Below are 23857 nucleotides of genomic sequence, written 5' to 3' on the forward strand. Positions count from 1 at the left end.
ACAAGTGTTTTGGTTGCGCTTTAACGATAAAGCCCGATAATGCGACTACATTATCGGGCTTAAGCTAACTTACAACTTGCGTTCACATAATTTAGCTTTGCGTTTATGCGCTAGTTTTAGCCTCACTTTCGCTATCCGACTTGGCTTTTTTCGCCTTTAATTTCGCTTTGTGGTCTAACTTATAATCTGGCATGGTGGTATTTCCTGCCATCAAATAGTTATCCATCCAGCGCATTAAACGCAAGCTATAGTCATATTGTGCTGCGACTTTACGGTTACCATGACCTTCACCTGGGTAATACACTAAACGTACATCTTTACCTTGTACTTTCATGTAGCGGTACATTTCCATCGATTGCGCTGGATGCACACGCGGGTCATCTTTACCGTGCATAATTAGCAGTGGTGTTTTTGACTGATGTGCCCAATAGATAGGGCTGCGCTCTAGGTAATACTGCCACTTATCCCACGGATAAGAACGGGCATGGACTAAATGCATTTCATTTGGGATATCTGTGGTACCAAATTTAGATAATTGATTAGAAATACCAACAAACATTACGCTAGCGGCAAAATGCTCAGTTAATTTAGTCGCGGCCCACGCTGAGGCATAACCGCCATAAGAGCCCCCTGTGATACCAACCCGCTTAGTGTCGACTAAGCCGATATTTACGAGGTGGTTTTTCATATCCACTAAATCGTCAAACTCGGCGCCCGCATAGTCATTTTGCCCCAGTTTTGAGTAAGCGACTCCTTTACCCGTCGAGCCGCGGTAATTAGGGTAAAATACCGCGTAACCGCGTGCTGCCCCCATTTGCCCCGGTTTTGAATAAGCCGTAACCCAACCATTTTTCTCATGACTTTCTGGACCACCATGCACTTGCATGATCAAGGGATAGCGTTGGCCTTTTTTATAATCAAGGGGATAAACGAGGATACCATCCACTTCAACACCATCTCGGGCTTTTAAGCTAATCACTTCTTGCTTTGCAAAACGCTTATTTTTTAGCCAAGGGTTAGAGTCTGTCACTTTTGTCAGCTTTTTACCGCGAAGTACAAAACTTTCATTCGGGTGCGTGGCAGTGTGACCTTTAACCGCAATGGTTTTATCTGAGCTTGAAAGCGATAGCTGCGACGCAATAACTTTCCCTGCTTTGAGCTTAGTTTTATAACGCTTACTCCCTGGCTTGATGTTCGCCACGATACTTTCAGTGCCCACTTGTGCAATAAAGTTGAGTGTATCGCTGTTATGTGACCATGCAATATCGCTCACATGGCCGGCAAAGTTAGGTAACCAGTCTTGTATTGCGCCTGTTTCTGCATTGGCTAGGTATAAACGCCCGGTAGCAGGATCATGCTTGTCTTCTGCGCCAATAACAGCGATATGTTTACCACTCTTTGAAAACTCCGCCGTTCCTAGTTTTCCTTCAGTGGCAATTGACATAGTCACCTTTTGCTCGGCTAAGTTCATAACGTGCCACTGCGCTTTTGTATAGGTATCATCAATTAACGCCGTTGCTTGCGTTTTTACTAATAATTGCTGGTTATCTGCCGCCCAATTCATATCACTGACATAACCGTTAATATTGATAGCATCTAAGTTCAGCTCGGTTTGCTGCATGCTCAAATCGGTCACAAATAATTGTTTGTTTTTCAAACCCATTTCGTAAACTTGCGCTTTAAAACCTAACTCTTTAAGTTTTTTTTCTGATTTGTCTTTTGCTGGCATGGCTAATAAAGCCACTTGCTTGCCATCAGGGCTAATATCATAACGGCTTATTGATGTGTCTTTTAAACCTAAAACCCGTTGACGTTCACCACCATCAACCGGAATACGATATAGCTGAGTAAATTTATCTTGATTAAATTTAGCAAGGAAATAAACATATTTGCCATCTGCTGACCATTCTAAGCCGGCAACATTGACTTTACCGGTAACAAAAGGACGTGCGTTACCTTGAATGTCACTGATAAAAAGTTGGTTATAACTACGACCATCTTTATCGACATATAACTCTCTGGGTAATGAGCGGGTAAAGGCAATATACTCCCCGTTTGGGCTAATAATGCTATCGCGTACTGACTTTATTTTTGGGATATCTTCGATAGTAATAACGTCGCTTGCAAGTGAGCTAGTACTTACCAAGGCAACCATCGCTACTAATGATGTTAATTTCGACATAAGTTCCTCTATTACAAAAAACTCTCGGTAAACGAGAGCTGTTATTTTGAACAAATCTTTTTTTATTACTTCGCAATATTAACGCAATAAAATCCAAGCTTAAAGCGCCTAGCTTCGAGAAAGTACATCACAGGCAAAATGTCTCGCTAGTGAGCTTAAAATGACTGCTAGTCGGCACCTAAAGTTTTTTGTTAGAATATGCGCCATATTTTTTATAACCCCATTATTTAATCGTGCCATAACTATGCTTGAGGCACTTGGAGAACACACGCTATGCCCGCTTACGCCGTAGGACACAAGGTTCCTGACTCAGATTCAATATGCTCAGCTATCGCCCTTTCATACCTAAAAACCGCTATCGGTGAAGATGTCAGGCCTGCACGTTTAGGCGAGTTATCTCCTGAAACCTTATTTATTCTCGATAAATTTGGTCTAGAGCAACCTGAACTTAAATTAACCTTTGCCGACACTGCGGGTATCTATATCCTTGATCATTCAGATCGTATCCAAGGCCCTGATGACATCGATGACTGCACCGTATTAGGTATTATCGATCACCATAAACTCGGTGATATTACCACAGCCACGCCGTTAGAAATCTGGGTACGTCCTGTCGGTTGTACTAACACTATCATTAAAATGATGTATGATTTTCACAATGTTGAAATCCCAAAAAACATCGCCGGCGCCATGATGTGCGCCATTTTATCTGATACCGTTATTTTTAAATCGCCAACCTGTACTACCGCCGATATAAAATGTGTAGAAGCTTTAGCAGAAATTGCCGGTATCGAAGATTATAAAGCTTTAGGCATGGAAATGTTTACCGTTAAGTCTTCCGTGCAAGGTACGCCGGTGCGCGAACTAGTGATGCGTGATTTTAAAGACTTTAACATGAATGATAACCTTGTTGGCATAGGTCAATTAGAAGTCATTGATTTGGCTTTATTTGATGACATGAAAGCCGAACTGCATGCTGACTTACAAGCCGTCAAGGCCGAAGGTAATCGTCACACTGTGATGTTATTACTGACAGACATCATGCAAGAGGGCTCTGAGTTACTGGTTGTTAGCGATGATAGCAGCATAGTAGAACAAGCCTACAATACTAAACTAACTGATGGCAAGGCCTGGTTGCCTGGCGTAATGAGCCGTAAAAAGCAAGTTGTGCCACCTTTACAAAACACCTTTGCTTAAGCACTTTTTTCAGTCGCAGCTAGTTACTGCGTAGATGTTGTAAAAGCCAATACTAGCGAAAAAAAAGCCCAGACTTCTGGGCTTTTTTATGCGGGTAATTCTAGGGTTTAAATATCCTTGATACCCATATTAAACAAGGTAAAGCCATAAATATCGGCATATTGATCTATGGTTTTGCTGATCGGCGTTCCGGCACCATGACCGGCATCGGTTTCAATGCGGATCAAGGTGGGTTTAGCGCCAGCTTGTTTGGCCTGTAATTCGGCGGCAAATTTAAATGAATGCGCGGGAACCACGCGGTCATCGTGATCGCCGGTTGTGATCAAGGTGGCGGGGTATTGTGTACCAGCTTTAACATTATGCAATGGCGAGTAACCTAGTAGGTATTGAAACATCTCGGCACTGTCATCAGACTTGCCATAATCATAAGCCCAGCCTGCGCCAGAGGTAAAGGTATGGTAGCGCAACATATCTAACACCCCAACCGCCGGCAATGCTACTTGAAATAACTCAGGACGTTGTGTCATCACAGCGCCAACTAACAAGCCACCATTAGAGCCGCCCATCACTGCAAGCTTGCCTGACGAGGTTATTTTTTCGCTAATCAAGTATTCTGCCGCGGCAATAAAGTCATCAAAAACATTTTGTTTTTGCATTTTGGTACCGGCGTTATGCCATGCTTTACCGTATTCGCCGCCACCGCGTAAGTTAGCCACGGCATAAACACCGCCTAACTCCAACCAGGCGGCACGCGTGGAACTAAACTGGGGTTGTAAGCTAATGTTAAAACCACCGTAACCGTATAAAATTGTCGGGTTACTACCATCTAGCACTATGCCTTTCTTGTGGGTAATAATCATCGGCACTTTAGTGCCGTCTTTCGAGCGATAAAACACTTGTTTTGACTCGAAGTTGTCACTGTTAAATTTCACTTTCGATTTAAGGTGCACTTTTGATTCACCACTGGCAACATCTAAACTAAAAATGGTGCTTGGGGTTTTTTGGTTACTAAACGAGTAATACAATGTTGATTGTGACTTTTTGCCACTAAAGCCTCTGGCTGTGCCCACTTCTGGCAGGGTGATATCGCGCACCTTGTTACCCGCTAGATCATATTGCTGAATATAAGAGGTTGCATCTTTCATGTACTTGGCAAACAGGTAATTGCCACCAGTTGAAACCGATAATACATTGTCCGTTTCAGCAATAACATCTTGCCAATTTTTAGGCGTTAGTGCTAAGGCGTTAACTTTGACAACTCGCTTATTAGGTGCATCCATATTGGTGACAAATAATAAATCATCACCTTGGCTTGCCACTAAATGCGTGTCGGAGTCTGTGTTATCCACCACAGCAACTAACGGCGCGTTCGCTTGCGTGAGATCTTGAAGAAAAAGTTTATTTCCTGAGGTTGAAACAGCAGCATAAACGAGTAAATATTTACCATCTTTAGTGACTTCACCACTAACATAGCGGTGTTTCTGGGCATCTGTGCCACCAAAAACTAAGACATCTTGTGCCTGTGCTGTGCCAAGTTTGTGGTAATACAATTTGTGCTGATCTGTTTTCGCCGATAGCTCACTGCCTTTGGGTTTATCATAGCTCGAATAATAAAAGCCTTCATTGCCTAGCCAAGATAAGCCACTAAATTTAATATCCACCAACTCTGACTCAAGCACAGCTTTGGTTTTGGTATCAATAATGCGCGCTTTTCGCCAATCGCTGCCACCTTCTGAAATTAAATAAACCGCCAGCGAGCCATCTTCACTAAACTCGATATTGGCTAACGACACTGTACCATCTTCACTAAAGGTATTTGGGTCGAGAAACACCTCTGCCGGTGCGTCTGCTTTTTGGCGATACAATACTGACTGATTTTGTAAGCCATCGTTTTTAAAAAAATAGTTATAGTCACCAGCAATAAACGGCATACCGATTTTTTCATAATCGAGTAATGTCGCTAGTCGTGATTTAATTTTATCTCGATACGGTATTTGGGCTAAATAATCGTAGGTAGTTTTATTTTGTGCCTTAACCCAAGCCGCTGTTTCCGCGCTCATATCATCTTCTAACCAACGATAAGCATCGGTGACCTTGGTGCCAAAATACTCATCTACCACGTCAACTTTTTTTGTCTTGGGGTAAGTAACCGCTTTGACGTTTTCCGACGTACTAACATCTGTTGTTGAGGCAGTTGGCGCTGTATCTTGACCACAGCCAGCCAGACCAAAAATTGCGAGTAATACCGCTGAACTTAGGGTGATTTTTTTAAAATTCATAATGTACCAAAGGTTAGAAGTTATTGTTTGCCCGTCATCATAGGGCAGTCAAAGATCTATGTCTACCAGACCCTCTATTTTACTCTGAGTTAATGAAAATAATCGCAAATGCTATTATGATAACGTTTTACACTTTACCTACTTAGGCTATTTATGAATATTGAAAACTCTGCGCGTCTACAATATAAACTGATTGAAGATAGCGACGGAGAGTTTCTGTTTCAATTAGATCAAGATCCCGCGGTAATGCGCTATATCAATGGTGGAAAAAAGACTAGCCGTGATGATATTTACAACATCTTTATACCTCGCCACAATGCCTATAAAAACCCTGCTAAAGGCTGGGGTCTTTGGAAAGTTACCATGATTGAAAACCAACAAGATATTGGCTGGATATTAGTACGACCGATGGACTTTTTTTCAGCACAACCAAAATGGCACGATATTGAGTTAGGTTGGCGGTTTAAGCAATCGACTTGGGGCAAAGGCTTTGCCACAGAAGCTGCGTTACAAGTACAGCAAGCACTGACTAAATTGCCAGAAAACAAATACTTTAGCGCCATTGCGGTACCTGATAATAACGGCTCTATTGCGGTAATGAAAAAGCTCGGTATGGATATGGTGAAAGCGTATACCCACTCAGACTCACAACTGGGCGATTTAGACGTAGTGCTATATCGCATGGAAAATCACGCCTAATAAAAGTATACCTAAGCAGCTTTGCCTGCTTAGGTATCTAGTTTGCTACGCTTTTCGCATAGCTTGGGCCATGGCCGTAGTAATTGAGGTGCCGGCTATGCCCCATTGACCTTCGGGTACTTCTTCAATTTTTACCCAGGTCACGGGTCGCATCCCCTCGCCTTCAATTTCCACCATAGCGTCAGTTAGTTTTGCAATAATGTTCTCTTTTTCTTTCGCGCTAAAGACATTTTCTATGATACTTACTGTGATCAGTGGCATCTGTTTTCTCCGTTACTTAGCCAAACTCACCACGTTTACAGAACATTCCGCAAACAGAGTGCTATAAGCATAGTACAGATTAAGTGTCGCACTGAGTTTTTACTTCTCAACAAAAAGCCCAACCTAAGTTGGGCTTTGATTGTTCGACTTAACGTGACTTTTCAAAAAAGCATTAAACGCGCTCAAATACCGTGGCAATACCTTGCCCCAAGCCAATACACATTGTCGCTAAACCTATGTTAGCGTCTTGCGCTTCCATTAAGTTAATTAAGGTGCCTGAAATACGACTACCTGAGCAACCTAGTGGGTGCCCTAAGGCAATCGCGCCACCGTTAAGGTTGATCATGTCATCCATTTTATCTTCTAAACCTAAAGCGCGAACACACGATAGTGCTTGGGCAGCGAAGGCTTCGTTAAATTCAGCTAACTCAATATCAGCTAACGTTAAACCGGCACGCTTTAATGCCTTTTTCGTGGCAGGCACAGGACCAAAGCCCATAGTGGACGGATCGCAACCTGCAACCCCCATACCACGAATTTTCACCCGTGGTGTTAAGCCTAAAGCTTTTGCTTTTTCTGCTGACATAACCAGCATGGCTGAAGCACCATCTGATAATGCTGAAGAGGTGCCCGCAGTTACAGTACCATTAACCGGGTCAAATACAGGACGTAATCCGGCCAGGCTTTCAACGGTCGTTTCAGGGCGAATCACTTCATCGTGTTCAATCAAGGTTAACGCACCTATCGCATCATGACCTAATGTCGGCACAATTTCATTAGCCCAACGTCCCTCAACTGTTGCCTTATGGGCAAGCTGATGAGAGCGCGCGGCAAAGGCATCTTGCTCTGCTCGGGTAACACCATGCTGCATACCAAGTAACTCTGCGGTTAAGCCCATGTTACCGGCAGCGCGAGCAATATGCTTACTCAGAGCGGGATCAAAATCCACATCATACATCATGGGCACATGGCCCATGTGCTCAACGCCACCAACCATAAACACATCACCTTGGCCAGCCATAATGTTGGTGGTAGCGTCATGCAAGGCTTGCATCGACGAACCACATAAGCGGTTAACCGTAACCGCACCGGTTGATTTTGGAATATCGGTTAACAGTTGCGCATTACGCGCAATATTAAAGCCTTGCTCTTTAGTTTGCTTAACATTACCCCAGATAATATCTTCAATGAGTGCAGGGTCTAAATTTGGATTTCTAACTAATAATTGTTGCATTAAATGTGCTGATAAAGTTTCAGCACGCACATTACGAAAAACACCAGCTTTTGAGCGCCCCATTGGGGTACGGATGCAATCGACAATAACGACTTCTTTCATGATTTTCTCCTTCGCCTAAGCTGTTTTAACGTCGGTTGTAAAGTATGATTGGCCGGATGCCGCCATGGCGCGCATACCGTCAGTTACTTGATAAATTTCACCTAAATGCGCGTACTTATCCGCCATGGCAATAAAGTTATCTAAGCCTAAGGTTTCTAAATAACGAATTGCGCCCCCTCTAAACGGTGGAAAACCTAAGCCGTAGATTAAGCCCATATCCGCCTCAGCTGCAGTATCAACCACACCTTCTTCCAAACAGCGCACTACTTCATTGACCATAGGGATCATCAAGCGAGCTATAATTTCGTCTTGGCTAAAGTCTTTTTGCTCAACACTAGCAATTACCTCATAAGCGGCTTGTGCTGCCACTTTAGTTGGCCGACCACGCTTGTCTTTGCCATAGTCATAGAAGCCTTTGCCGTTTTTCTGACCCAATCGTTGATTATTATATAGTGCACTGACAGGATCATTATCGATTTTACCCATACGACTAGGAAAGCCAGCAGACATCACACCGGTACAATGATCAGCGGTATCTATCCCAATAACATCAAGCAAGTGTGCTGGACCCATTGGCCAACCAAACTGTTTTTCCATTACTTTATCTACCGCAGTAAAGTCTGCACCTTCAAGCAATAAATAACTAAATGCCGCAAAGTAAGGGAATAAAACACGGTTGATATAAAAGCCTGGGCAATCATTAACTACGATGGGTGACTTGCCCATTTTTGCTGCATAAGCAACCACAGCCGCCACGGTTTCATCTGAAGTTTCTTTACCTCGAATAACCTCGACTAATGGCATTTTGTTTACCGGGTTGAAGAAATGCATGCCACAAAACTTGTCTTTGCGCTTCACGCTTTCGGCTAATAAATCGATAGAAATAGTTGAGGTATTAGATGTGACTATGGTGTCTTCACCTACGTGGCTTTCCACTTCCGCTAATACCATAGCTTTTACTTTCGGATTTTCAACCACGGCTTCAACCACCACATCCACGCCTTGCATACTGTCGTAGCTGAGCGCTGGGGTAATATTATTTAGCACCGATGCCATTTTCTTGGCACTTAAGCGGCCACGATCAACCTGTTTCGTTAAAATACCTGCTGCGGTTGACAGGCCAAGCTCCAATGCTTGGTCATTAATGTCTTTCATAACTATTGGAGTGCCGGTGTAAGCCGACTGATAGGCAATGCCACCCCCCATAATACCCGCACCTAACACCGCTGCTTTATCAACGACTTTAGTGGCTTGTTTGCTGGCTTTTTTCGCCTTACCTTTTACCACTTGATCAGCCATGAACAAACCGATTTGCGCGGTTGCGGCATCGGTTTTTGCTAACGTTGCAAAACCTGCGTTTTCTAACGCCATAGCGCCAGCGCGATCTAAACCTGCAGCCGCTTCAATGGTTTTAACCATAGTCATTGGCGCGGGGTAATGCTTACCCGCTTTAGCTGCAATCATGCCTTTACAAGTGTTAAAGGTCATGATGGTTTCCGTTGGGGAAAGTGTTAGTGGCAGCAATTTAGCTTGTCGTTTTGTGCGCCAATCTAACTTACCTGCAATGGCTTGTTGCAACATTTTTAAGGCGGCTTCGCGCAAGTGCTCTGGGGCGACAACGGCATCGAGTAATCCAGCAGCCATGGCTTGCTCTGCTTTATAAGCTTTACCCGTTGACATCCACTCGATGGCATTATCAGCACCAATAACACGCGGTAAACGTACTGTGCCGCCAAAACCAGGCATTAAGCCTAACTTCACTTCCGGTAAGCCAATAGAACATGAGGAATCAGCAACACGATAATCGCAAGCTAAGGTCATTTCACAGCCACCACCTAACGCAAAACCGTTAATGGCAACCACGGTTGGCAGCGCTATATCTTCAAATGCATCAAAAACATCTGAGCCTTGCTTTATCCAAGGTACTAATTCTGCTTCAGGCTTTTTAAATATCTCTAAAAACTCGGTGATATCGGCACCGACAATAAAAGTAGATTTTCCTGAGGTAACCAGTACCCCTTTTGCTTCGCTGCAATTTTTGATCGCATCAACAACGGCGATATATTCTTTAAATGTTGCCTGATCAAATTTGTTAACTGAGCCTTGCGCATCGAATTTAAATTCAACAATGCCGTCATCTAACAACTGGGCAGAAAGGCTTTTGCCTTGAAATAACATGCCTACTCTCCTGACTTATTATGATTGATGGTAAATCGATGTAAGGATAACCGATCTCCAAACGTGTGAATATTTTCCGTACCTACCTCTATCAGGTATAGGTTAGAAAAATAAAGTGTCAATGAGTTTGCCTTGAAAAAATAGGGAAAGCAAATATTTTTAAACAAGCGTTTTAATTAAGTGTATTAATTTGTTTTATCGCAACGATTAAAACAATAAAGTATTAAAATATTTGTACCTTGGCTTACGGTATAATTGCTGTTATTCGTTTACTTTTCTAACGACTGTGGGTATGCCTTTTGCTAATAATACCGGCTATGACTAGCGCACTCGCGCTAAATAGCGCAGCACATCTAAGTCATACTTTTTATTCACTTAAATTGATAGCGCCGAACGGCGCAAAAAGATAAAGTTTATTGCCTGAGTGTTTATCAATTTTTAGAACAGCACTTCAGAGACAACAAACGAAAGTCCATTGCCCAAGCTATGAGCTATTACATTGTGTTACTTTACCAAAGAGCCAATAGTGCTAAGCAGCAACCTTGACATCCTTGACATCGTTAATGACGGGTTAATTTAGCGGACTAGCCTCGGTTTACTTTTTCTAAAAAGGCAAAAAAATCATCTACTGGCATTGGTTTTGCGTAGTAGAATCCTTGCACCTCATCACAACCAAGCACTTTAAGTTGTTGCTCTTGTTCACTATTTTCAATACCTTCAGCTATAACCTTTAAGTTCATCTGCTGGCCTAAATTGATAATAGTGTCGGCTATAATTGAACCACCTTTTTTAGCAATATCACTGACAAAAGAGCGATCTACTTTTAAGCGATCTAAAGGTAACTTTTGCAAATAGCTTAATGAGGAATAACCGGTACCAAAATCATCTAGTGCGATGCTAATTCCTTGCTTTTTCAGTCTCACCAAAGCGTCAATAATAACCTGTGGCTCATCCATCAGCACGTTTTCGGTGATTTCAAGCTCTAGTTTGCTAGGATCAACTTGATTGCGCTGAATTATTTCAATAATGGTATCAACAAAGTTATCCCGTTTAAATTGTGGTATCGAAACGTTGACTGAAATACTAACACCTTCAAACTGGCTCGCGGCTAGCCTACTCAATTGCTGGCATGCCTGCTCAACAACCCAGTTCCCTATTTCAATGATTAAGCCTGAGTACTCTGCTAGCGGAATAAATACCGCCGGTGAAATAAATTTACCTTCCACGGTTTGCCAACGCAATAGCGCTTCAGCGCCAATAACTTTGCCGGTCGCTAAACTTAATTGAGGTTGATACCAAAGTGCTAAGCGATTATCTGCAAAGTCAGTACGCAATTGTCTGATCATACCAAGTCGCCACAGCGTTTTATCTTCCATCTCTTGATGGTAATAAGCGAATGGTTCATGAAGCGACTTTTTCGCTAAATTAAGCGCGATATTAATTTGATTAAGCACACTTAAGCCGCGAGAGCCGGCTGAGCCTTTACTACAAAAACCTATACAAGCACTGATAGGTAAGTTTTGCTCACCAGCTGCAAACGGACGACTAAATAAGTTCATTAGTGTTTCAGGGTTAACGAATTTTTTCGGACCGATAATGCCAAAGACATCGGCACCGATTCGTGCGAGTTGGTTTTGGTCGCTTAAATGACTAATACGCGCCGCAACGGCCATTAATAATTGATTTCCTACGTCTTGACCTAAACCATCATTAATGTCGCTAAAGTGGTTAATATCGATCAAGGCACTGACTAATTCTGAGTCATCGCTTTGACAAAATTTATCAAGCAAATTAACAAAATCTAATCGGTTCGGTAGTTCTGTAAGCCAATCTTTGTAGGCAGCGTTACGCAATTTTTGAAACAAATGCACATTTTCGTAACCAGTCGCGATACTCGTTAAAAACACTTCGATATGTTGCATTTCAATGGTGCTAAGTGCTTGAGTTAACGTTAAATGGATTACCGCACGAAAACCACCACTAACAAAATAAAATGAACAAGAGTCGGCAGTAATTATATGCTGTTTTTGCTGAAAACAACTGGTGATGTTTTGGCTAGCGCTTCGATCGCCTAACGCCAGTAGCTTTTGATTTACTTCTGCGTCAGTTCGGCCATCTTGCGCCAAAATATATAAACTTAGATCATCAGCACCTTCAACAATACCTTGACCTCGCGCACAAAACATACCGCTGGAATTAGCAACCAGCTTCTTCATTTCAGCTAAAACGCCATGAGCGTAATCATGCACTGTGTGCAGTTCAAGTAAGTTAGCCGCGGCACCGATAATTTTTTCTAAGCCTTGTCGGTTTTTCGAGACAGAATCAATTTGTTGATAGGATCGGATTGCCGCATAAACTGTGGTCACTAATTTGCGGCGCGTTAATTCCGTTTTGGTTTTATAGTCATTGATATCATAATCTTTAATAACACTTTCTTCTGGTGCATAACCTGGTTGTCCTGTACGCAATACGATACGAATGTCTTCGCGTTTTAATTGTTCACGAATATACTTGACCACGGCTAGGCCAGCATCATCGCTTTCCATCACAACATCAAGTAACACCAAGACGATATCTTGGTGATCTTCTAACAGTTTACAAGCATCTTGCCCAGAGTAGGCGTGGATATATTCTAAATGTCGCCCTAAAACCACTAAATCTGATAAGGCGAGTTGAGTTACTGAGTGAATTTCAGGATCATCATCAACAATTAATACCTTCCATGTATCTGTAACAGCAGAGTCAAATAATTCATCTTCTTCGCTATCATCGATAAACAAAAAATCATCGTTTGTATTTTCTGAAGCTTGCATATCATCCTCTATGCACTAGTAAATAACTACTAGTTGAAACTTTTCAGCGTAGCATTGCGAAAAATTACCTTAATATTAATATACATAATAAAAGTCAGGCGCGGATTATTCAACAATTCGTTTTAATTATATTCATTAAGCCAGATATTGTAATGCTGTTGTTATCAATAATACGCATACTAAATACACACTAACAAGATTAAAAGTTAATTGCGCTCTGATAAATTATTGGGCATTGTTAGCTTTGATTATAAAACAGATAAACTAAAGTAAAGGAACAATGTGGTGGCCAGTTCAGATGAAAGTGTCAGCAAATCCCAAGATATCGAGCCAGAAAAAAATTCGGTGATCATCGAGCATGAACAGCAAATTGAAACAGCAAAAAGTGCTAAATCCTCTATTGCTAATACCTCACCGCAAAAACAACTCCTCGCGTTAGCTAAAAAGTATTCATTAGACGCCGCTTTTTTACCTGAGCCGAAGCAAGCCCCGCTTGAAGACAGATGTTTTCGCCGAAAAAAACTAACCGAATTGCGCCAACAGCAAAATATTGAAGCGATTATGCTAAAAGCTGTGCAATATTGCTCAGATGGTACCATTGCCGATCGCGCCGACCAAGATTGGTTTAGTCACTTTGTCAGCTTAGCTGAAGGTATCAGTAATAAAACCATGCAAAGTTTATGGGCGAAAATTTTGGCAGGGGAAATCGCCCAACCGGGCTCGTTTTCATTGAAAACTTTAAAAACCTTTAAAAATATGAGTATAAACGAAGCAAAATTACTCGCCAAAGCCTGTAGCTTAGCAATAGCCGATACGCGAAAAAAAAATATTTGGCTACTTAGTGGTGCTTATCAGCCACCAAAACTGTTCAACTTTTTTAATCGCCAACGCCAGCAACGCCTCGATCTTAACCAAGCAGGATTAAGTTATGCAGATATTTTAAGCTTAGCAGACAACCACTTACTGTTTGCTCAAGAAACCGAGAGTCATGCTCTTGCTAAAGGAGAAAAAATACATTTTAACTATAATGGCAAGCAACTCAGCTTCGTCGCCAAAAAAGCCGACTGCATACTGACATTTTATAAATTTACTGCCATAGGCACTGAGTTAGCTCATTTGGTCAGTGATAACGCCGATGACAGCTTTTTAACCGCAATAAAAAACGATTTAGCGGAAAACTTCACCATTAATGGCTGATAAAAACTCATCAGCCAAGATAGTAAAATCGCAACAGGATTAAATACCATCACCGTCTGTATGTAGGCCACATTCCCTTTGTAGACCTGAAAAGCGGGTATCACTCTCTTCCATACCTGCCGATAACGGTTGTGTGCTGTGCACATCACCAACGGAAACATAACCTTGCTCCCACAACGGGTGATAAGGTAAGTTATGCTCAGTTAGATATTGATGTACATCTTTATTGGTCCAGTCGATTATCGGGTGAACTTTAAATCGCCCTCGCAAAATACTGACCACAGACAAGCCTTCTCTATGACTTGATTGTTGGCGTCGTACCCCACTAAACCATGTATTGGCTTGCAACTCACTTAAGCCACGCTCAAGTGGCTCAACTTTATTACGACGATTGTAGGCTTTTAAGGCAGCTTCACCGGCTTGCCACTCTTTACCATACTTAGCTAGTTGCCATGCGGCACTTTCTTTAGCACTAAATACCTGCAAGTTTAATTTTAGCCGCTCGGTTAATTGCTCAATAAACTGGTAGGTTTCTGGAAACAAATGGCCAGTATCCGTCACTAATACTGGTATGTTGGGCTCAATTTTCGTCAACATGTGTAGCATCACTGCCGACTGAATGCCAAAGCTTGACGATAACACGAACTGCGAAGGTAGGTTTTCCATTGCCCATTCAACACGTTGTGTTGCGCTTTGTTGCTCCAACAACTCATTCCATTGCTTTAACCACGGCTCGGGTAAAGAGGCTGGAAATTTATTATTGATCACAGGTGCGTAACTTGCGTTATTAGTGTTAATCATGAAAGTCCCGTTTGCTGATTTTTACTTCATCGACAATACCGGCGCGAATCACAAAATCGCCAAATGCCTCGGCATCATTACGCTCGGCTACCCAAAGTGCCACTAAGTTGTCTATTTCTTGTAAAACCGCGGCTTCGTTAAGGTTTTCTTTATACATTTTAGGTATACGCGTACCTGCTAAGTTACCACCTAAATGCATATTATATTTACTCGGCCCTTTACCCACTAAACCAATTTCAGCCAGCATGGCACGACCACAGCCATTAGGGCAGCCAGTAACGCGCAAAATAATACTTTCTTCAGCAACATTATGTTTAGCTAAAATGCCCTCAACATCGGTGACTAAGCCAGGTAAATAGCGCTCGGCTTCTGCCATTGCCAGTGGACAGGTTGGAAACGCCACACAAGCCATAGAGTTTTTACGTTGTGCACTTGTGGCTTCATCCATTAGGCCGTACTTAATCGCGATTGCTTCTATGTTCGCTTTTTCAGCCTCGGGCACACCGGCGACAATTATGTTTTGATTCGCTGTGATGCGAAAATCCCCTTGGTGTACTTTTGCAAGCTCAGCCATACCGGTTTTTAGTGCTTTATTGGCTTGATCTAAAATACGGCCATTTTCAATAAATAGCGCTAAATAATATTTACCGTCAATTCCTTTTGACCAACCAATTCTGTCACCTCGCTCAGTAAATTCGTAAGCGCGACTTGCTGCAAAGCTGCTCCCAGCCCGTTTTTCTACTTCTGCTTTAAACACGTCAGAGCCGACACGATCTAGGGTATATTTGGTTTTGGCATTTTTGCGATTCACCCGGTTACCCCAATCTCTTTGTGTGGTGACAACCGCTTCAGCAAACGCCAAGGTTTTATCAACTGGGATAAAACCAAAGTCATCGGCTTTTCTGGGGTAAGTTGACTTGTCGCCATGGGTCATGGCTAAGCCGCCGCCAACTAAAACATTAAAACCAATTAATTTTCCGTGCTCTTGGATAGCAACAAAGCTGAGATCATTACCATGCACATCAACATCATTTAAAGGCGGAATAACCACCGCGGTTTTAAACTTGCGTGGCAAATATGTGCTGCCTAAAATTGGCTCTTCTTCTGTTACAGTATCTTCTACCTTCTCTGCATCTAACCATACTTCAGCATAACCTCGCGTTTGCGGTAAAAAGTGTTCACTGATTTTCTTAGCCCACTCATATGCTTCTTGGTGCACTTCAGATTGATAAGGGTTTGAGGTACATAGCACATTACGGTTCATATCTGCCGCAGTGGCTATGGAGTCAATGCCTATACTATTTAACGCTTTATGCACGGTTTTGATATTAGGCTTTAAAATACCATGGTACTGAAACGTTTGACGTGTCGTTAATCGTATACTGCCGTACATGGTATGTTCAGTTGCCCACTTATCTACGCCTAGCCACTGCGCTGGCGTAATGATACCACCAGGTAGACGCGCTCTAAGCATTAAGCTATGTAAAGGCTCTAGCTTTTGCTTTGCCCTTTCATTGCGGATATCTCTATCGTCTTGTTGATACATACCGTGAAAACGGATCAGCTGAAAGTTATCTCCCGTCATTCCACCTGTGGTTTTATCTTCAAGATCTTCAGCGATAGTACCGCGTAAAAAGTTACTTTCTTGCTTAAGGCGTTCATTATCTGAAAGTTTACCTTCAACAACTAAAGGGCCATTTTGCGCTGCACTGTCAGTGCTATGATTGCTGCTCATTAATATACATCCTTCTGATAACGCTTAGCGTCACGTAACTCTTTTAGGTAAGCACTTGCTTGTTCGTTTGATAGTTGCCCTTGTTCAGCAATAATATCGAGTAATGCTTGCTCTACGTCTTTTGCCATACGGCTCATATCACCACAAACATAAACGTGTGCGCCTTTTTCTAACCAGGCAAAGACTTCTTTGGCACTTTCGCGCAACCTGTCTTGCACATAAATTTTCTTAGCTTGATCACGCGAGAAAGCCAAATCAATTTTAGTTAATAAGCCTGACTTCAGGTAATTTTGCCACTCTACTTGATATAAAAAATCTTGAGTGAATGTTTGATCGCCAAAAAACAGCCAGTTTTCACCGGTCGCAGCTGTTGCTTCGCGCTCTTGCATAAAAGCTCTAAAAGGTGCAACACCTGTACCTGGCCCAATCATGATCACTGGCGTATTACTATCAGCAGGCAAGCGGAAGTTATCGTTGTGCTCAATAAACACCTTAACTTTTCCGCCCTCTGCAACGCCATTAGCTAGAAAGCCAGACGCACCACCTTGGCGAATAGTGTCACCTGCTTGATACTGCACCAGACCAACCGTTAAATGCACTTCTTCTTCTACTTCACTTTGCGAAGAGGCAATGGAATACAATCGTGGTGTAATTTTACGAAGTGCATCAACGAATGTTTGCGCAGTTAATTCATAACCTTGAACAAGTGGCGCACTTTTCACAATATCAACAACTTGATTATTGGCAGCGTACTGGCGTAAAAGCGCTTTATCTTCTAATAAGGGCAGTAAATGTGCAGCCTGTGATGCTTTCGCCCAAAACTCGACAAAGTTTATCGCCGTTTGCGTAATTTCAACTTTACTGGTTAACGCTTGACTCAATGATAGGCTCTCTGCACCAACCGTCACTTGCTGCTCGCCATCAAACGCCAAGGCACTGATTAACTCTTCGACCAGTGCTGGCGCATTTTCAAACCAAACTCCAAGTGCGTCGCCCGGCTGATAGCTCAAGCCAGAGTCTGCTAAATCAATTTCTACATGCCTAACGTCTTTTGCAGAATCTCGGCCAGTGATTTTTTGACTCAGCAATAACTCTGCAGCAAACGGGTTTTGCTTACTATAACTTGAGTCAGTCGAAACAACATTGGGCAGCGGCACGACATTGCTGGTACTAGTATCACTTTTTAATAATGATTTACTCTCGGTAATGACTTGCTTTGACCATGCTTTCGCATCTGCATCATAATCAACATCACAATCAACCCGCGGCGCAATTCTGTTTGCGCCAAGCTTTTCTAGGAAGCTATCAAAGTCTTTACCGGTTTGGCAAAAATACTCATAACTCGTATCACCTAAAGCTAAGACGCTGTAATGTAAATGCTTAAGCGATGGCGCTTTCTTTGATGACAAAAATTCATGTAAGGCAATTGCATCATCAGGCGCTTCACCTTCGCCGTTAGTGCTGGCAACAATTAATAAATGGCTAATATTCTTGATAGCTTTGGGTTTAATCTCCGACATGCTTTTCAGTTCAACGGTTAACCCTTCTGCACTGGCTTGTGCCGCTAGCTCTTTCGCTACGCCTTTAGCATTGCCCGTTTGCGAACCATATAAAATGGTCAACGTCGACGACGCGGCACTAGCAACGGCTAAAGACTCTGACGCAGGAACAGCCACTTCGGCTTTCGCCGCTAAATAGCCACTTGCCCAAGCAAGTTGTAGTGGCGATAACTCTTGAATACTCTGCTTAAAAGACGCCAATTGCTTGGTATCTAGCATAGTTTGATTTAAATTTTTCTGTTCCGGCAACATGTCAAATATACACCCATTACTGATTAATGGGCTAAGAATAGACTGTTATCATACCGAACAAAAAGAATATAAAGGGCTTTTTTATATCAAATAAGAATATCGAACAATCAACCACTGCTATCGCAGTAATCTAAAAACCCTTGATTGACATCAAAAGCATTGAAAACATTATTATTCGGGACGAAAAAGCTAGCAATTAAATGTTATACGGCGGCTAATATTTTCTCATTTTACAGAAAGCCTATGGTTAACTGCTAATCACTTTCTCCTTTAGACAGCAAAACCTAGACGACTAAGACGCATGAGGATAGGCTGATTTATTAACGGCATGACAACTTAAAAGGACTGGCGTTACTGTATTTCACCACTGAGTTCGAAAAAACCTCGGTTTTACACGATATATGGCACGGTTGGTTTTAGTTTTTACTGAAGACGGACTAAAGTCCGACCTACAGACAATAGCACTATCACTTGAATCACGCACAGGTCCTTTGTAGCTTGGACTTTAGTCCATCAGGTTAAATGAAATTTAACGTTCTTTTCAATAAAAATTGACGATAAACGCTTGGGAAACAATACCCACTGTAAATGCTTGTTGTGCTATCACCTGAATCTCTTGTTTACCGGTTGACGGACTAAAGTCCGACCTACAGACAATAGCACTATCACTCGAATCACGCACAGGCCCTTTGTAGCTTGGACTTTAGTCCATCAGGTTAAATGAAATTTAACGTTCTTTTCAATAAAAATTGACGATAAACGCTTGGGAAACAATACCCCCTGTAAATGCTTGTTGTGCTATCACCTGAATCACTTGTTTACCGGTTGACGGACTAAAGTCCGACCTACAGACAATAGCACTATCACTTGAATCACGCACAGGTCCTTTGTAGGTTGGACTTTAGTCCATCAGGTTAAATGAAATTTAACGTTCTTTTCAATAAAAATTGACGATAAACGCTTGGGAAACGATACCCACTGTAAATGCTTGTTGTGCTATCACCTGAATCACTCGCTTACCGGTTGACGGACTAAAGTCAGACCTACAGACAATAGCACTATCACCTGAATCACGCACAGGTCCTTTGTAGGTTGGACTTTAGTCCATCAGGTTAAATGAAATTTAACGTTCTTTTCAATAAAAATTGACGATAAACGCTTGGGAAACGATACCCCCTGTAAATGCTTGTTGTGCTATCACCTGAATCTCTTGTTTACCGGTTGACGGACTAAAGTCCGACCTACAGACAATTTCCCTATCAAGCTAATCACTCGCTGAACGGTTGACGCGCGATCATAATCAGCTGGTTGCCAAAAAAAATTTTTTTGCTGCTTACGCTCTTTATTGATGATTAGGCGAGTACTTCCCTTCAAGCCTTTAACAAGATTAGGCAATGTTGAATCCACACTATTTAGACTTTATATGTGACTAGCTTATACCTTCACGCCTCTTTTGATAAAAAGTTATTCGTTAAAAATAAGCTAGGTTAATCTTGATTAACGCCGTTGTTTTGTTGCTAAGATAATCGATGAGTTAGTGCGTACAACACCATCAACCTTAGCTATTTCATACAAAATATTATCTAAAATTTCTGTTGTTTTGGTTTTCACTATGGCGATCAAGTCATATTCACCATTAATAGAATGCACTTTTGTAACCTCTGATATTTTCAGCAGTTTTGAACTAACTTGAATGGCTTTAGCTTGCTCAGTGGCAATAGCAACATGTGCTGAAATAAAATTTTCAATATAGCTTTCACCTAACTCTAAGGTATAAGCTTTTATCACCCCTAGTCGCTCAAGCTTGGCCATTCTAACTTGCACTGTTGCGCGTGAAACTTTTAGTTTAGCGGCAAGTTCAGAAATACTCGCTCTAACATTTTCTTTTAAAAGATTCAGTAGCTTCTCTTCCGCTTCTGTGATCACTTTGCTACCTAGAACTATCAAATTGATTAAAATAACTTAGCATTATGCTAATAACAGTACTAACAATTTACAAGTATATTAAAGATAATAACTTTACCCGTAAGAATAAACATGAAAAAAGCACCAATATACTTACATTCAGCGCTGACTGTGCAAACTTTAAGAATATTTTTTCCGGAGACATTATGATTATTATTCGCCCTATTACTAAAGATGATTACGATGCGTTATTTCAAATAGCTAAAGAATCGGGCCACGGCTTTACGTCACTGCCCGAAGATAAAGACTACCTGATTAATCGTATTAAGCACTCTCAGCAATCTTTTGCCGCTGACATCAAGTCTCCTGGTAATCAGGGGTATTTGTTTGTGATGGAAGATACTAACAGCAAAGAAATTGTTGGTACCAGTGGTATAGAGGCTTCAACAGGTAGTGATTTTCCCTTATTTCATCATCGAATTGGTACCCATATACACCATAACGATAAACTTAAAGTTCATAAAGAGTTGGAAACCTTAACGCTGTGCAATGATCTAACCGGAAGTAGCGAAATTTGTTCTTTATTTTTAAAAAGTGACTATCGCATTAAAGGCAATGGCCGAGCGTTATCGCGCTTTCGCTTCTTATTTATGAGTGAGCATCCTGAACGTTTTTCTAATCGCATTATGGCAGAAATGCGTGGTTATGCTGACGAAAACGGCGAATCGCCCTTTTGGAGCTGGTTTGAAGAAAACTTTTGTGACATTGACTTTGCTACCTCTAATTACCTTTTTGGTACCGGTGATATGACCTTTGTTTCAGAGCTAATGCCCAAGTTCCCCCTTTATACCAAACTGATGACGCAAAGTGCTCGCGATGGCATTAATAAAGTACATCCAGGTACTCGACCTGCATTAGCGCTATTGGAGAAGGAGGGCTTTAAATATGGTGATTACATCGGCGTCAATGACGCAGGGCCTGCCTTGATATCACCACTAGATAGAATAAAGACGGTAATGGCTAGCGTTAAAAAACCCGTAAAAATAGCAGCAGTTACGAATGAGCAAACACGATACATCGCATGTAATAATAAATTAACTGACTTTAGAGCCGCACAAATCTATCTTGATATTCAAGACGAGCACCTGGTCATCTCTGAAGAGTCAGCAACAGCACTGAAAGTTGCAGCGGGTGATTTTTTACGTGTGGTAAAAAACAACTAAGTATAGAAAATTAAAGTAATACACCTAAATTTGCTAAGTAATAGACATAGAAGATAAGGCTAAAATATGTACGATCCACTACATGATAACTCCCCTGGTTGCGGAGAAAAATTTCCTAATAGCTATTGGGCTGACGTTTCTGGACCTGCCCCCGAAGATGATGGCCAGCTCAATGCCGATATCAACGTTGATGTCGCTATTATAGGTGCTGGCTTTACGGGTTTATCAACCGCGCTGCATTTAGCACGAGAGCATGGCATTAAAGCGACAGTATTAGAAGCCAATGGCACAGCTTGGGGTGCCAGTGGCCGTAATGGTGGCTTCATTTTGAAATCGTCAGGGAGAAAGCCTTATGCCACAATGCAGCAGCAATGGGGCGAAGAAGTTATGCGCGGCATTTACCAAGAAATGTGCGAGGGTGTTGATACGGTACAAAGTTTGATTGCTGAAGGTATCGATTGTGATCAACAAGATCCTGGCTATATCAGGGTTGCCCATAAACCTAAAATGCTTAAAAGCTTAATAGCAACCGCCGAGCTGCAACAAAAAATGTTTAACTACGATGTTGAAATATTATCTCGAGCAGACTTACATCAAAACTATATGGCCGATCAAAATGCCTTTGGTGCAATTCGCTATCAAGACGGGCAGGGAATAAACCCACTAAAACTGGCAAGAGGCTATCAAAAGCTTGCGCGTAAAGCCGGTGCAAAAATTCATTGTAGTAGCCCTGTTGAACATTGGACGGAAGAAGGTCATGGTGCCAATAAGCGTCAGGTGCTTCAAACTCCTAAGGGTATAGTTAAAGCTAAGAAAGTGGTTATTGCTTCTAACGCATACACGCCAAAAAATCTTCATAGTTTAGTTAAAAACCGAACGTTACCGGTACTATCTCAGATTATTGTCACGCAACCGCTTTCAGCAGAGCAACTCGCCGCTTGTAATTTTCTCACTAGTAATGTGATCATGGACACACGTGCTTTAAAATACTATTACCGTAAACTACCTGATAATAGAATATTATTTGGCGGCCGAGGAGCTATTACAGGTAAAGGCGCTGAAGATCCCTACTATGCAAATCGGCTTCTTGGCGTATTAAAAAGTAACTTTCCGGCTTTAACACAAATAAAATATGATTATACTTGGTCAGGATGGTTGAGCATGTCGTTAGATGATATGCCTCATGTTTATCAAAACGACGAACATAATACGTTTTATGCGATGGGTTATTGCGGTAGTGGTGTCTCTTTTACTGTGCAAGCAGGGAAGCGACTTGCGCAAAAAGTTGCCGGTGAAGAAGTACCTAACTTGCCTTTATATCAAAAACCTTTACCAAAGTTTCCCTTTGCCCCTTTTAGAAGAATCGGCCAGTGGGGTTACTTTCAATACGGTAAAATAAAAGACGAATGGTTTTAATCAAACTACCCTACCATCCCGTTAACCAATCGCTAACCGGTTGACGGACGTCCGACCTAAAGACAATCGCCCTATCACCTGAATCACGCACAGGCCCTTTGTAGGTTGGACTTTAGTCCATCAGGTTAAATGAAATTTAACGTTTTTTTCAATATAAATTGACGATAAACGCTTGGGGAAAAATACCTACTGTAAATGCTTGTGGCCTATCACGTTAATAATCACTTGTTTACCGGTTGTCGGACTGAAGTCCGACCTACAAAACAATGGCTTCACCTGAGATAAGCACCCGCAGAACCTCTGTAGGTTGGACTTTAGTCCATCAGGTGAAATGCAATTTAACTATTTTTTTCAATATAAATTGACTATAAACGTCTGGAAAAAAATACCTACTGTAAATGCTTGTGGCCTATCACGTTAATAATCGCTTGTTTACCGGTTGTCGGACTGAAGTCCGACCTACAAGACAAATACTCTATCAAGCTAATCACTCGCTGAACGGTTGACGGACTGAAGTCCGACCTACAAACAATGGTTTCACCTTGGATAAGCACCCGTAGGTCCTTTGTAGGTTGGACTTTAGTCCATCAGGTGAAATGAAATTTAACGCTCGTTACGATAAAACACGATTAAGGAAATAATCGCTCTATGAAATCCCAGAAAGCAAAAAACCCGTAGCCTTAGCTACGGGTTTCTTTTAATAGAAGCCTAGCGATGACGTGCATGGATGCGCTAATGCCGAGGGCACATGGATGTGCAGGAACGGCGCCGCTCTCACATAAAGAGAAGAACACCCACACGCTTTTTACCACCGGCGCTACTGC

16 protein-coding genes are annotated in these 23857 nt (G+C 41.9%); 5 read left to right on the plus strand and 11 right to left on the minus strand.

Annotation, left to right across the window (positions count from 1 at the left end; translation table 11 throughout):
- Positions 1 to 103: 103 nt before the first annotated feature.
- The gene (locus tag B6K83_RS10845) at positions 104 to 2155 is read right to left on the minus strand and encodes a S9 family peptidase (protein WP_408607211.1); all 2052 of its coding nucleotides are present in this window, start codon (positions 2153 to 2155) and stop codon (positions 104 to 106) included.
- 300 nt (positions 2156 to 2455) lie between these two features.
- On the opposite strand from B6K83_RS10845, the gene B6K83_RS10850 reads away from it, so the two are divergent.
- Positions 2456 to 3379 (plus strand): manganese-dependent inorganic pyrophosphatase, encoded by a 924-nt coding sequence (locus B6K83_RS10850; protein ID WP_085284935.1) that lies wholly within the window; start codon positions 2456 to 2458, stop codon positions 3377 to 3379.
- A gap of 107 nt (positions 3380 to 3486) precedes the next feature.
- Here the strand turns inward: B6K83_RS10850 and B6K83_RS10855 are convergent, their stop codons facing one another.
- A complete protein-coding gene (locus B6K83_RS10855) occupies positions 3487 to 5658 on the minus strand; it encodes a prolyl oligopeptidase family serine peptidase (protein WP_085284936.1) in 2172 nt (723 codons plus the stop codon).
- 153 nt (positions 5659 to 5811) lie between these two features.
- Here B6K83_RS10855 and B6K83_RS10860 point away from each other — a divergent pair, with 153 nt between their 5' ends.
- Positions 5812 to 6357 (plus strand): GNAT family N-acetyltransferase, encoded by a 546-nt coding sequence (locus tag B6K83_RS10860; protein WP_085284937.1) that lies wholly within the window; start codon positions 5812 to 5814, stop codon positions 6355 to 6357.
- Between the two features lie 45 nt (positions 6358 to 6402).
- Here the strand turns inward: B6K83_RS10860 and B6K83_RS10865 are convergent, their stop codons facing one another.
- The 4 genes from B6K83_RS10865 to B6K83_RS10880 all read right to left on the minus strand — a co-directional run bounded on the left by B6K83_RS10865 (position 6403) and on the right by B6K83_RS10880 (position 12945).
- Entirely contained in the window at positions 6403 to 6618 is a 216-nt protein-coding gene (locus B6K83_RS10865; RefSeq protein WP_085284938.1) for a tautomerase family protein, read from the minus strand.
- Positions 6619 to 6790: 172 nt separating this feature from the next.
- Positions 6791 to 7954, minus strand: a complete 1164-nt coding sequence (fadA, locus tag B6K83_RS10870) for an acetyl-CoA C-acyltransferase FadA (protein ID WP_085284939.1) — start codon at positions 7952 to 7954, stop codon at positions 6791 to 6793.
- A 15-nt stretch (positions 7955 to 7969) separates the two neighbouring features.
- Positions 7970 to 10132, minus strand: a complete 2163-nt coding sequence (gene fadB, locus B6K83_RS10875; RefSeq protein ID WP_085284940.1) for a fatty acid oxidation complex subunit alpha FadB — start codon at positions 10130 to 10132, stop codon at positions 7970 to 7972.
- Positions 10133 to 10716: 584 nt separating this feature from the next.
- Positions 10717 to 12945, minus strand: a complete 2229-nt coding sequence (locus tag B6K83_RS10880) for a bifunctional diguanylate cyclase/phosphodiesterase (protein ID WP_085284941.1) — start codon at positions 12943 to 12945, stop codon at positions 10717 to 10719.
- A gap of 285 nt (positions 12946 to 13230) precedes the next feature.
- On the opposite strand from B6K83_RS10880, the gene B6K83_RS10885 reads away from it, so the two are divergent.
- A complete protein-coding gene (locus B6K83_RS10885) occupies positions 13231 to 14142 on the plus strand; it encodes a TIGR03899 family protein (protein WP_158088340.1) in 912 nt (303 codons plus the stop codon).
- 39 nt (positions 14143 to 14181) lie between these two features.
- Here B6K83_RS10885 and B6K83_RS10890 read toward each other — a convergent pair whose 3' ends face one another.
- From B6K83_RS10890 to B6K83_RS10905, 5 genes are all read right to left on the minus strand, one after another.
- On the minus strand, positions 14182 to 14943 hold the full coding sequence (locus B6K83_RS10890; RefSeq protein ID WP_085284942.1) for a phosphoadenylyl-sulfate reductase: 762 nt from the start codon (positions 14941 to 14943) through the stop codon (positions 14182 to 14184).
- Positions 14936 to 16678 carry an assimilatory sulfite reductase (NADPH) hemoprotein subunit gene (cysI, locus tag B6K83_RS10895; protein ID WP_085284943.1) on the minus strand — a complete coding sequence of 581 codons (1743 nt, stop codon included), beginning with the start codon at positions 16676 to 16678 and terminating at the stop codon, positions 14936 to 14938. Before cysI ends, B6K83_RS10890 begins: the two co-directional genes overlap by 8 nt.
- Positions 16678 to 18489, minus strand: coding sequence for an assimilatory sulfite reductase (NADPH) flavoprotein subunit (locus tag B6K83_RS10900; protein ID WP_085284944.1), 1812 nt, complete (start codon positions 18487 to 18489; stop codon positions 16678 to 16680). The genes cysI and B6K83_RS10900 overlap by 1 nt, the downstream gene beginning before the upstream one ends.
- 541 nt (positions 18490 to 19030) lie before the next feature.
- On the minus strand, positions 19031 to 19171 hold the full coding sequence (locus tag B6K83_RS18320; protein ID WP_158088341.1) for a hypothetical protein: 141 nt from the start codon (positions 19169 to 19171) through the stop codon (positions 19031 to 19033).
- An 815-nt stretch (positions 19172 to 19986) separates the two neighbouring features.
- Positions 19987 to 20415: an Lrp/AsnC family transcriptional regulator gene (locus tag B6K83_RS10905; protein WP_085284945.1), complete on the minus strand. Its 429-nt coding sequence runs from the start codon at positions 20413 to 20415 to the stop codon at positions 19987 to 19989.
- 185 nt (positions 20416 to 20600) lie between these two features.
- Here B6K83_RS10905 and astA point away from each other — a divergent pair, with 185 nt between their 5' ends.
- Positions 20601 to 21617 (plus strand): arginine N-succinyltransferase, encoded by a 1017-nt coding sequence (gene astA, locus B6K83_RS10910; RefSeq protein ID WP_085284960.1) that lies wholly within the window; start codon positions 20601 to 20603, stop codon positions 21615 to 21617.
- A gap of 66 nt (positions 21618 to 21683) precedes the next feature.
- Positions 21684 to 23033: an NAD(P)/FAD-dependent oxidoreductase gene (locus tag B6K83_RS10915; protein ID WP_085284946.1), complete on the plus strand. Its 1350-nt coding sequence runs from the start codon at positions 21684 to 21686 to the stop codon at positions 23031 to 23033.
- The last annotated feature ends 824 nt before the right edge of the window (positions 23034 to 23857 follow it).

Source organism: Colwellia chukchiensis (assembly GCF_002104455.1).
In the GTDB taxonomy this organism is placed as follows: Bacteria; Pseudomonadota; Gammaproteobacteria; order Enterobacterales; family Alteromonadaceae; genus Cognaticolwellia; species Cognaticolwellia chukchiensis.